The following is an 11,966-nucleotide window of genomic DNA, read 5'->3' as shown; positions in this document are numbered from 1 at the left end:
TATTCTTTATAAACTCCTAAAAATTAAAATCTAATTTACTAATCTTCGCACAAAATACTTGCTTAAAAATATAATAAGTATTGTGTGGAAGAATTCATTTTAATCCTACTTATGTTCTTCATTATATTTTTTGATTACTTTATCCATTGCCCATTTGAAATCTTTTTCAAGTTTAGATCTATCTAGTTCTAATATTTTTGATTTTGCTACGAAAGTGAAATCAAAGTTTTTTAGATCAGGATTTTTTCTATCTATATTTTCGTTTACTAGGCTTCTTAAAATTCTTTTAGCTTTGTTTCTTTTTACGGCTGATTTTGAGATACTTTTCTTTGTTGCTATGAAGCCTACGTGGAAATGTTTGTCGTCAAATCTTGTTTTGGCAGCGCTTATTGAAAATCCTTCGCTAGTCCAAGAAGAGCTTTTGAATTCTTGTCCTTCTAATTTGTATTTTTTTAATTCTTTTGTAGATTTAACAGGAGAGATTCTTAAGAAATCTTTAACTCTACTTTTTAGAGGGATTATGTGGCTTGTGTATTTTTGAAAACGCATTTTTTTCATTTTTTTTACCCTTTACTTTATACCTCTATTATATAGTTTCATTTAGCGGACTGTCAAATGTTTATAAAAAAATAGTGAGAAATTTATTCCCACTATTGTATTTTAAATTGTTTATAATTATTTATAAAACTTTATTGCTTTTTGATATAGTTCTAATATTTCAGCACATTTAGTTTTATATTCGAAGTTTACTTTTGCGAATTTTAAACTTTCCATAGATAATCTACGAGAGTTCATTTCTTCCATAGTTATAATATTATCTATTGCTAGAGTTATGTCTTCTACATGTTTATCATCGATTATGAAACCAGTAAGTCCGTCTACGATAAGTTCGTTATTAACACCTCTGTCGTTGGCAATTACAGGAACTCCCATACTTTGTGCTTTAGTGATTCTATCGTTAGTATATTTCTTAATTTTTGATGGGAAGATAGCTAGGTTACTCATAGCAAGAAGTTCTAGGAAATCTTCTGAATTGAATGAGATTCTTATGCTTTCTTCAAGTCCTTCTTCTCTAATTATTCTTTCTAGAGCAGTAAGGTATTTTTCATTTTTAACTTTACCAACTATTAGAGCTAGGAATTTATCTTTATTTTCAGATTCTTTGATTGCGCTAAGGATAGTTTTTAATCCGCTTTCTTTTTCTATGTCTTCAGGGATTATTATTATCTTTTTATCTTCAGGTAGATTTATTTTTTGAATAACATTTTCTATTCTTGCAGCACTGATGCTGGCTTTAGAATATTTAAGAGTGTCTACCCAGTTGTTGATTACTACAAGATTCTTTTTGTCTTGGATGTAGTTTTTATACTTATGTATAGCTTTTTCTTTGATGTATTCTGAAGCCGTTATAGTGAAGTCACTTTTTAGCAAGCCGGCGTTAAATCTTTTATTTCCTTTATATACTTTGTTCATACTATGTATTAAAGGAAGTGATAGTTTTGTGTGAACTTTGAAAGTTGCTTTAACAGCAGATCTTGAGAAATTATGTATTAGATGAATGTTTTCGTTTTCACAAATTTTTTCAATAAGTCTGGCTTTGATTCTTTCGTTAAAGAAACCTGTTTTGTTGATAGGTGCGTAGATGTGTTTTAATCCATGTCTAGCGAACTCTGAAATAAGAGGTCCTTTGTTTGAAATGATTACAGGATTAATGTCTTGAGATTTTAGAAATGTTGCAAGATCTTTAACATATGTTACTTCTTGAATGTCATTTAAATCTTTTAGAACGATAAGAATATTTGTACTTGGTAAACTTTCATTTGAGTCTTTAATAGTCATCTACTTTTCCCCTTGAATTTTCTTTATTATAGGGGAATTTCTGGGTGTTGTAAAGGTTTTTTTAGATGCGTATGTTAAGTGTTTGTTTCTATTCTTATTTTTATAGGGCGATTCGTTTGTTAGGTGAGGGGAGTTAATTTGAATCGGTTGAATTGTTTGGGAAAAGAAGAACCCCCTTGCGGGGGTTAGGTTTGGAAAAGTCGGAATTCGATATTAGTCGGCTTCTTCATTTTCTTTTTCTTCTCTACTCTGTTTAAGAGTGATGATATTCGCTAATTCTTTCAAGACCTCCGGTTTTGTTTGATCTGAAACGTTGAATGCATGACTTTTGTTAACTACTCCGTTTCCAATTATGACAGACTTATTTTGTCCTTTGGAGATTGAAACGTTTACATGGAGGTTACCAGTTTGTTTAATTCCTTTGACAGCTCTTTCGGTTGCTTTGGAACTAACAAAGTTAACACTGTCTTCTCCATTGATTAAAGAGTTTTCGATTTCAATGTCGCCTTCACCTCCGTGGTCATTAACGCCGATATCACTTTGAGAAAATTCGACTTTTGAATGTCCATCAGGGGAAAAACCATTTTCATTCATTTTTTTCTTTAACTCATCAACCTCATTTTGGAGGTTAGTAGCTTTTTGTTCAGCTTCTTTAGCTTTTTTCTCGGCTTCTTCTTTTTTTCGAGTCCATGAAAATTTCCACATGTTATTATTTTTTTAAGGTTTAACATCAGTAATAATAATTAAACACTAGCTAATATGAAAACTTTTGTCAAGAAAAAATATATTTCAGTATTTTTATGCTCTTATATTGTATTGTCTATTTATTAATTGAGCTTCTTTTGCTTTTTTATTTTCTTCTTCTTGAACTTTAGTAATTTCGCTTAATTTTCCTTCTAATTTTTCTTTTCCTTCTTCAGCATCAGAGCTTTGGATATTTATAGCTCCTTCTTCGTTGTAAGTACTTTTAGTGACAACGTTTCCTTCACCATTATGCTCAATGTTATAAGTTTCGTAGTATTTAGGTTGCTTTTGGAAGATTATATTTAAAGCGTCTAAGAACTTACTTCTATCTTCTTTTTCATTATCATCCATTAGCTCAATTGCTTTTTCAATAGCTTTAAGGTTGTTGAAAATGTTATCTATATCTTCTTGAGAAACGTCTTTATTTCTTCTTAGTTTTTTAATCTTTCTATTAATTTTTTTAAGTTCTGATTTAACTTTTTTATTAAGTTCTTTATCAGTGCTTATATCTGTTATAAGAGATTGAAGTTCTTCAAGAGAAACGCTATTATTTTCTTCTTCATTTGGAGTTGAAATAGTTGGTTCAGTTCCTTTACCTTCCTCTGTATTTTCAACAGGATTAGATAATCCTAGAAGTTCTTTGTATAAAGAATTTATTTCTTCTTGAGAAATTCCTTTCTTTCTAATAGTTTCTCCTTTTTCAAATCTAACTTGTTTTTCAGCAATTAATTTTATTTCTCTAATTCTGCTTTTGTTTAGATTCTCGTCACTATCTTCTAGATTTCTTGCAAAGTCTCTTAATTCTGTAGCAGTGAAATTTTCTTTAGGAGTTTCAACTTTAGGTTCTTCTTTATTAGAAGGAGTAGGAGATACTTCAGGTGTTTTCTCAACAGTTTTTTCTTCTTGTTTTTCTTCTACTTTCTTTCCTTCTTTAGATGGTTTACCTTCAACGGCAGCAACTAGGTCAGCATAGTTTAAGATATGAGAATGATCAATTCCTTCATTTTCATGATCAGCAACCCATTGGTCAATAGCTTCAATTGCAGCTTCTTGAGATTCTTTGAATTTACTATTAACTAATAATTTAATAGGTGTTTCAGGATCGTTTTCATATAGGTGGTTAAGAAGTTCTGTTACTGCTTTTATAGTAGTTTCTTTCTTAGTTCCTTTAGAGCTGTTTGTAGAAGCTACGATTTTAGGATGAGAAACGCTGTTGTCTTTTTCTATTCTTTCTATGATGTTTCCATCTTTTTCTTCTAGAACAGAAAGATCACTTATTTTGTTACCTTCGAATTCGTTGTAGCTATCTTCTACTTCACCTTTTTTATCAGTGATTTTTAATGCTCCGTTTTTGAATTTGTCTGCAGCATATGGATCAGCAGTTAATATTCTGAACATTAAATTTTTATTTAATTCTTTATCTGTTATTATTTCACCTAATTGATATTTAAGATCTTCAATTTCTTTTTCAGTCATGAATTCTCTTAGTTTTTCAATAAGGGCAGGGATTTGATTTATAACCCTTGAAATATCTTTGAAGTGGTTAAATTCATCAGCTTCTTTGACGTTACCTTTTTTATATTCATCTATTAGGTCAAATGCTTCAGATGTTTTTTCTAGAAGTTCTTTAATGCTTGTTTTGAATTCTTCAGTATTTTCGTAATCATTGTTTTCTAATTCAGAAATAGTTTCTGTTTTAGCTCTCATGATTTCTATTATTTTACCGAATACTTTTTCACTATTAATTCTTTGTTCGTAGTGATTAAGGTATCCTAGAATTTCATCTCTGTTTGCGAAGATTCTTTTAAGCATTTCTTCAGTACTTAGTTCTTCCTCATCCTTTGTTTCGGTAGATGATTTAGGAGCAAATTCTTCGTCTAGAGCAGGGCCCAATTTTTCAGGGTCTTCAATTTCTTCAGGACTTATTTTTTTACCTTCTGGAAGAGGTATTGCAGGTCCAGCTAAAGGACCATCTTGTTCATCTTCAGGGTTTTCTGAAGGAGTTGGAGATAACTCACCATCTTTTCTCCCAGAAATTGGAAGCGGTTTATTTCCATTATCTTCAATTATTTCTTCGAATGGAACATCTTCGGCATCAAATTGATCAGAGATTTTTCCATTCCCATTACCTATGATATTTATATCGCCTTCAGCTACTATTTCAGGACTTGCTATTGATAAATTTTTAAGAATGTTTTTAAGGGATTTAGTATCTATTTTTTCGATAGAATAAAGCATTCCTTTGTTGAACATATTTTCTATTACAAGTCTAATATCTTGTAGTTTGAAAATTCTTTCGTCTTTTTCATTCTCAAGAGCAAAGGCATCGCTTCTTTCAATTAATAGACTTACTATTTCTTCGAACTCGTTGAATTTTTCTTCTATTCTTTTATGAGTAGGTGTTTCTGAAATATTAACACCAGATTCTTTTAGCATAATTCCTAGAGCAGGGCTTATGTCAGTAGAAGTCTTTTTAAGTTGTAGTTCGTTACTAGATTTTGTTAAATAGTTTTCATCTAGAGTTTCTTGTAAAGCTTTTTGAGCTTCTGCAATTTTTTTAGGATCTTTCTCTGTGTTAATAATATTTATTTGTTGAAGAATTACATTTTTGACAGAAGAGATAAGTTCGTGAGGAACTGCCTTACCTTGTTCTTCTAATTTGTTTGTAGCCATATCTAATGCTTCAACAGCCATTTGAGCTTGCACTAAAACTAATTCGTTGTTGTCATTAGTATTTATTCCTTGGAATATAGCCAGCTGTTCATCAAGAGATGAAGATTTAACTTCTGGAGTAGAATATTCTTTTTTGATAGGAGCTTTTTCTTCTAATTTATTAAAGCCTTTTATTTTTAAATCAACTGCTTTTCTTTGAGCTTTTAAGTGGGCCTTAATGTTGTTTAAGTCAGAAGTGAAAACAGTATCGATTGTGTCGCCTTTTGTCGATCTAGTAAGAGTATCTTGGATGTCGATTAGGTTTTCTATTTCAGGATGGTTTTCATCTAATTGAGATAGTTTTTCAATGTTTTTTTCGATTCTGTTGAAGATAACGTTTAAAGTTTCTTCTCTATCTTTTCTTTCTTTATTAAAAAGGTCGTTAACTTTTTCACTAGAGATAAGTGATTCTAATTTTTCAATATTAGTATCTTTTTTATTTTCAAGATTTACATCATTGATATTGTCTATTGTGTCTTTAATAGAATTATGAAGTTTATGAAGTTCATCATAAGCAGGAGTATTTTTTGCTTTGTTTCTAGCATCTTTAATTAAGCCAATTGCTCTAGAAGCCTTTTTAACTAAAAGATCGTCATAGCTTAAATTTTCTAGACTTTTAATATCATTTATTTTTTCATTTCTTAGTTCTAATGACATATTAATATTCCTTTTATGAGAATTGGATTATTAGATGTGATTAATCATATCTATTTCTTCTTCAACTTCTTTCAAAGTTTTTATAGTTAAGTTTCTTTCTTCTTCAGTTATTTCTAAAGAAAGATTAACTTTTATTACAGAAAGAGTATCTTCCAGAAGGTTTATGGTATGTATTTTTTGAGGAGCATTTATGTTTGAGACTTTCTCTCTAGCTGCATCAATACGTTTAAATAATTTTTCATTTTCTTCTTCTAGGTCAAAAGTTTCTTCTATTTCTTTAACGATTTCCTCAGGAGTTTCTTCTTTAACTTCTTTTTTTCCAAAAGAGAAAGAGTTTGGTATAAGAGGCTCTTCAAATGAAACTTTTTCTTCTATAGGCTTTTCTGTAGAAGGAGTTTCTAGAGTTTCTTCCGTTTTTTCTTTTTCTTGAACTTGTATGTTTTTAACTACGAATTCTATTTTATTTGGATTTTTTTCTATTTTAGTCTCTCCTTTAGTAGGAGTTGGAGCATCGCCTTTCTCTTCGGTAGTTTCATCTAACTTTATTTCAGTAGTTTGTTCTTTTTCTACAGCTTGAAGTAGGGCGCTTTTAGGAGGAACTACTTGATCAATTTCTGGCTTTTTTATTTCTTTAGGAGTTTCCGTTTCGACCTTATCTAAATCTATGTTTGATTTCGGAGGAGCTACTTGTTCAATGTTTGGAGCTTTGATAGTTTCTTTATCTAGTTTTGCAATTCTTTCTTCTTCCGCTTTTTCGGCCTCAGTTTTGATCTCTGTTGTGGTACCTGAAGGAGCTACGAATACCATTTTATGTTTTTCTTCAACCTTAGGCTCTTCTTTTACTTTTTCTTCAGGAGTGTTTTCATAAGTTGTTTCTGGCGTTACTTCAGTAGCAGTTGAAACTTCGTCTTTCTTTTCTTCAGTTTCGTTAATTCCAGCTTTGATTGAAAATGTATTTATTTCTTTATTAAGGCTTTCGTCACCTTTAGATTTTTCAGCATCTTGGTACATTTTAGGAGGGTTAACTTTATTGTTTTCTTTAACCTCATTCATGATTTTATTTATGTCAGGATTTGTGATATCTTTTATTTTTTGAGCTAGTTCAGAATATTTGGTATCGTCGAATTCACCACCAAATAAACCCAAAAAAGATTTTGATTTTTTGATTATATTTTTTTCTTCAGATGTAATATCTTCTGAGTGCAGAAGTACCTTTATATCGCTACCAGATAATTTTAACATAGATTCCTACCTTTGAACTCTCCCAGTTCTAAAATATAAATATATGCTATTTTAACATAAAAATGCTTATAAAAAAAGTTTTTTTTGATATTTTTCTAAATTTAGAAGTTTATTTTAGAAGTTTTTCAATTTCTTCTAGTTGTTCATTGATTTTTTCTAGATGCGCTTTGTTGGAAGTGCTTGTATTTTCTTCTTGAATTTGATCAAAGAAAGATAGGTTTAGGCCTTGCTCTTTACTCGCGTTTATAATTTGCTTAACTCTACTTTTTGTTAAATGTTTATTAGCACCCTTGATAGTATAGCCGTGATCGTAAAGAAGTTCTTTGATGTATTTGATTATCGCGATATCTTCTTTTCTGTAAAGTCTTTTACCTCTGGCTTGTTTAGTTGGAGTAATCATGGAAAATTCACGTTCCCAAAATCTTAGAACATAAGATTCTAGCTTAAGTATTTTAGAAACTTCTGTTATAGTGTAGAAGATTTTACTATCCATGTTGGTACTCCTTTTTTAATATAGAGGTTTTACCCTAAATCATTTATCTGCTTTGAAAAAAGAACCTTCACGTATTTATTTATACGCATCGGAACCTTTTTTCTTAACATCTAAACGATTTATATTAAAACTCCAAGACGATATATTTCGCGATGAAATTTTTTTATTTTATCTTAAGTAAGTTTTAATAATTTTATTTCACAATTTCTTGAAGAAAAATTAGGGTGATAAACTAAATAATTCTTTGTAGAAAATTGTGAATTTAAGTCTTAGTTTATCTCACTTTTGAATGTTTGAGATGCGTGGAATAAAACTGTTTTTCTAGCAGAAATTATTGCTTCTACGCCTGTTTTAGGATTTCTACCAACTCTTGCAGCTTTTTCTTTTAAAATGAAAGTTCCAAAGTTTGAAAGCTTAACCATTTTGTTTTGTAATAATCCGTTTGAAATGGCGTCGATAATGCCAGTTGTTATTTCGCTAGTTTCTTTATAAGTTATGCCAGTTTTTTTACTTAATTTTTTGATAATATCTTGTTTTGTAATATTGCTCATAAGAAACCTTTCCCTTTTCTTAAAACTTTTTCAGATCTAATTCGTTGATGTCATCTATTATAAGATTTATTTTTTTATTTTCAACAGTTTCTTTATCTTTATTTGTAAATAATGCAGTTTTTGTTCCGGCTTCTATACCTGCTTGCAGAGCAGTTTCACTATCGTCTATGAAAAGCGCTTCATTTGGCTCTATACCTAGCCATTTTGTAGTTTCTATTATCATTTCAGGGTTAGGTTTTGGAAATGAAACATCGCATGGTGTTATTGTGAAGTCGAATAGGTTTTCTATTTCTAGATATTTTAAGAGACTTTTAAGTCTATCTTTAGGTGAGTTACTTGCTATGGCCTGTTTGATACCATCTTCTTTTGATTTCTTGATGAAGTCTATATTGCTATTTATTAATGCAGACTTAGGTAGGTTGAAAGCGGGGTGAGTTTCAATCATAATCTTAAATTCTTGGATAGTTATTTCTGGAGTTTTAGGTTCAGTTTCAATAAAGTTGTTATATAATCCTTCTATTCCATTGTGACGAGATCCTTTGATATTTTCTTTATCTTTTTTGTGGCCGTCATATATGTCGTTTAATATGTTATATAGATTTTGTACAGAGTCTACTATTACGCCGTCGAAGTCCCATATTATAGCTTTAATCATTATTAAAATTCCTTTGTAATACTTAGGTTTCGTATACTTTACTTCCATCTAAAGCAAAACTATCTAAAACGCTGTATGTAAAGATTGCTCGATGAAGGTTTAATTTTTTCGTACAAAATATTTTGGTTAAAATTGAACGAAGAAATTCTTTTTTAAAATTGTATTTTATGTTTGCATGTTTGTTTGGGTTTTGCAATAAAAAAATCCCTCCGGATTGGAGGGAATAATTTTTAGAATTTGATTACTAGTGAACCCCAAGTGAAGCCACCACCCATAGCGGACATTAAAACGTTGTCGCCATCGTTAATCTTTCTTTCTCTAACAGCTTTGTCTAAGGCTAGAGGAACTGAGGCTGCAGAGGTATTTGCATGTTTATCTACAGTTACAATAGTCTTTTCTTTAGGTAGGCCTAATCTTTTAAGAGCTGCGTCTATGATTCTTATGTTAGCTTGGTGAGGAATGAAGAAGTCAATATCTTCTTTTTCAAGACCTGCTTTTTCGATAGCTTGGATAGAAATCTTTGGCATTCTAGTTACGGCAGTTTTAAATACTGCAGGACCGTCCATTAACATAAAGTTCTTTTGTGTTTGGTCATGAATTCCACCAGATGTTTTAAGAACGTTGTATAGTGAACCGTCAGTTCTGATTTCTGTTGAAAGAACACCGTTTTTATCAGCTTCTTCTCTAGTTTCTGTTTCTTGAGCTTGAAGAATTACTGCTCCAGCACCGTCTCCGAATAGAACGCAAGTGTTTCTATCTTTCCAGTCTATTATTTTAGAAAGGCTGTCTGCACCGATAACTAAGATGTTTTTTGCTCTTCCACTTTTAATCATTGAGTCTGCTGTCATAAGAGCGAAAATAAATCCTGAGCATACTGCTTGCATGTCGAATGCAAAAGTATCTTTTGTAGCACCTAGGTTAGATTGTATTTTTGCTGCTGTAGCAGGGAATGTGTTGTCTGGAGTTGTTGTTGCAAGTATGATACCATCTAGTTCTTCTGGAGAAATTCCCGCCATTTCTAGTGCGTTTTTAGATGCTTCAGTAGCTAGGTCTGAAGTTGCTTGATCTTCAACAATGTGTCTTTCTTTGATACCTGTACGAGTTGTAATCCATTCGTCAGAAGTATTAACTATTTCTTCTAAATCTTTGTTAGTTAGTACTTTTGGTGGTAGGTAAGATCCTGTTCCTATTATCTTCGAGTAGAAGTTCATTTGATATATCCTTATTATTTATTTTACTTACTTTTATATAATATAAAAATTTAAAAAGTTAAGTAAAAAAATGTTTCTCTCTTTTGAACTGATTGATATTTCTTTGATTTTTTATTATTTAGCAGCAGATTCTTCTTGATCTTCTGCGCTACCTAATTCTTCTTTTAAAGCTTTTTTAAGTTTTTCGTTGAAGTTACTTTTTGTAAGCTTAACTGTATATTGTATAGCATTATCGAAGGCTCTGTAATTAGATCCACCATGAGCTTTAACAACGATTCCATTTAGACCAGCCATAACTGCTCCGTTGTAGTTGTTTGGATCTATCTTTTTCTTCATTCTGTGCATGCTTCTTCTTAGCATAAGATACATAATTTTATTGAAGAAGCTTTCTGTAAACATCTCTTTGATAAAGTGAGAAATAAGTTTAGCAGTACCTTCAATAGATTTTAAAGCTATGTTTCCTGTGAAGCCGTCAGTAACTACTACGTCTACAGTATTTAATAATATTTTATCAGGTTCTACGAAACCTTTATGTTTGAATAATTTTGTTTTGCTATTACGAAGAACTTCATTTGCTTCTTGAAGAGTTGCAAGACCTTTAGTGTCTTCAGATCCTATGTTTAGGATTCCTGTTGTAGGTGCAGTTCTTGTAGCATTCATAACTTTGTAGTATAGAGAACCTATGATTGTAAATTCTTCTAGTGAACGAGCAGAGCATTCAGTGTTTGCTCCTAAATCTAACATAACTATGTTTTTACCTGGAGTAGTAGTTGGTATCATACCAGTAATTGCAGGTCTCTTTAATTCTTCCATAGTTCTAAGCTGTAATTTGGCGAATGCCATAACGCAACCAGTGTTACCAGCCGATAGTATTGCATCAGCTTTTCCGTTTCTAACAAATTTGATTGCTTGCCATAAAGATGTGTTCATGGACTTTTTGATGATTTGAGATGGTTTTACATCTCCTGGAACAACGTCCGTAGTATGGTAAACAGTACAGTATTCTTTAGCGTGTCTGTATCTTCTGATCATAGGATCAAGAATTTTTCTGTCACCAAAAAGAATAAAAGAGATATCTTTTGGTTCATAAGTCTTACAATATAGGTTTAAACCTTTTACAACTGACTTCGGTGCGTGATCGCCTCCGAATGCGTCAATTGCTATCTTAAACTTCTTACTCATATAAATATCTCTTTATATCTCTATTTATTTAACGATATCTTTTTTATCGTAGCTTCCGCAAGATGGACAAACGTGGTGAGGAAGTTTTCTTTCACCGCATTTTGGACATTCTACTGATGCAGATGAACTAATTGCATCGTGCGATCTTCTCATCCCTTTTTTTGACTGGGACGTCTTGTTTTTAGGTACTGCCATTGTTTCACTTTCCTTCGTCTTTTGCACGATTAATCGTAAGAAATAATTTTTATCTAAAGCGATCGAGTATTACTTATACACGATACTTTATATAAAAATCACTTTTACTTCTACTCGCACAAAATACTTGAAAATTGTTTTCTGCGAGAATTCGTGTGGTTAACTGTTTTTTTCATCTGTAGAGCAATTTATATAAAATGCTTTATTTATGTATTGCTTGATGAAGTTTTTCAATTTCAATTTGATTAGAAATATACATCGTTTGTATAAGATAATCAAGTGAATTTTTTGCTATCCCGTGATTTTAATTATAACTTTGCAAAAGTCAAGTTTTAAATAGGGGTTTATTTTTTATCTAATTTTATGTTTTTAAATATTGTAAAAATTTGTTGTTTGTATAAGTGTTTAGGTTATGTTTTTAGATTATTTTTATTTCGAAAGTGAATGTAGGTTTGGCTTTCGAGATGTAAGAAAAAAATCCTGTT

11 protein-coding genes are annotated in these 11,966 nt (G+C 31.0%); all 11 read right to left on the bottom strand.

Annotation, left to right across the window (positions count from 1 at the left end):
* Positions 1-105 precede the first annotated feature (105 nt).
* Entirely contained in the window at positions 106-558 is a 453-nt protein-coding gene (gene rnpA / locus N4A44_04105) for a ribonuclease P protein component (GenBank protein ID MCT4552825.1), read from the bottom strand.
* Between the two features lie 117 nt (positions 559-675).
* Positions 676-1,839: a glycosyltransferase family 4 protein gene (locus N4A44_04100; GenBank protein MCT4552824.1), complete on the bottom strand. Its 1,164-nt coding sequence runs from the start codon at positions 1,837-1,839 to the stop codon at positions 676-678.
* 213 nt (positions 1,840-2,052) lie between these two features.
* Positions 2,053-2,544, bottom strand: a complete 492-nt coding sequence (locus N4A44_04095; protein MCT4552823.1) for a hypothetical protein — start codon at positions 2,542-2,544, stop codon at positions 2,053-2,055.
* Positions 2,545-2,637: 93 nt separating this feature from the next.
* Positions 2,638-5,952, bottom strand: coding sequence for a hypothetical protein (locus N4A44_04090; protein ID MCT4552822.1), 3,315 nt, complete (start codon positions 5,950-5,952; stop codon positions 2,638-2,640).
* 30 nt (positions 5,953-5,982) lie between these two features.
* Complete coding sequence (locus N4A44_04085) at positions 5,983-7,194, bottom strand: hypothetical protein (GenBank protein MCT4552821.1); 1,212 nt, start codon at positions 7,192-7,194, stop codon at positions 5,983-5,985.
* 109 nt (positions 7,195-7,303) lie between these two features.
* Complete coding sequence (locus tag N4A44_04080; protein ID MCT4552820.1) at positions 7,304-7,687, bottom strand: MerR family transcriptional regulator; 384 nt, start codon at positions 7,685-7,687, stop codon at positions 7,304-7,306.
* Positions 7,688-7,956: 269 nt separating this feature from the next.
* Positions 7,957-8,238: an integration host factor subunit alpha gene (locus N4A44_04075; protein MCT4552819.1), complete on the bottom strand. Its 282-nt coding sequence runs from the start codon at positions 8,236-8,238 to the stop codon at positions 7,957-7,959.
* Between the two features lie 19 nt (positions 8,239-8,257).
* Positions 8,258-8,893, bottom strand: coding sequence for an HAD family phosphatase (locus tag N4A44_04070; GenBank protein MCT4552818.1), 636 nt, complete (start codon positions 8,891-8,893; stop codon positions 8,258-8,260).
* 230 nt (positions 8,894-9,123) lie between these two features.
* Positions 9,124-10,104: a ketoacyl-ACP synthase III gene (locus N4A44_04065; protein ID MCT4552817.1), complete on the bottom strand. Its 981-nt coding sequence runs from the start codon at positions 10,102-10,104 to the stop codon at positions 9,124-9,126.
* A 114-nt stretch (positions 10,105-10,218) separates the two neighbouring features.
* Positions 10,219-11,286, bottom strand: coding sequence for a phosphate acyltransferase PlsX (gene plsX / locus N4A44_04060; GenBank protein MCT4552816.1), 1,068 nt, complete (start codon positions 11,284-11,286; stop codon positions 10,219-10,221).
* 24 nt (positions 11,287-11,310) lie between these two features.
* Positions 11,311-11,481 (bottom strand): 50S ribosomal protein L32, encoded by a 171-nt coding sequence (gene rpmF / locus N4A44_04055; protein ID MCT4552815.1) that lies wholly within the window; start codon positions 11,479-11,481, stop codon positions 11,311-11,313.
* Positions 11,482-11,966: the final 485 nt, after the last annotated feature.

The sequence above is a fragment of the Alphaproteobacteria bacterium genome, from assembly GCA_025210155.1.
GTDB lineage: Bacteria > Pseudomonadota > Alphaproteobacteria > Rs-D84 > CASDRH01 > JAOASE01.
This window is presented reverse-complemented; position numbering and strand designations above follow the sequence as displayed.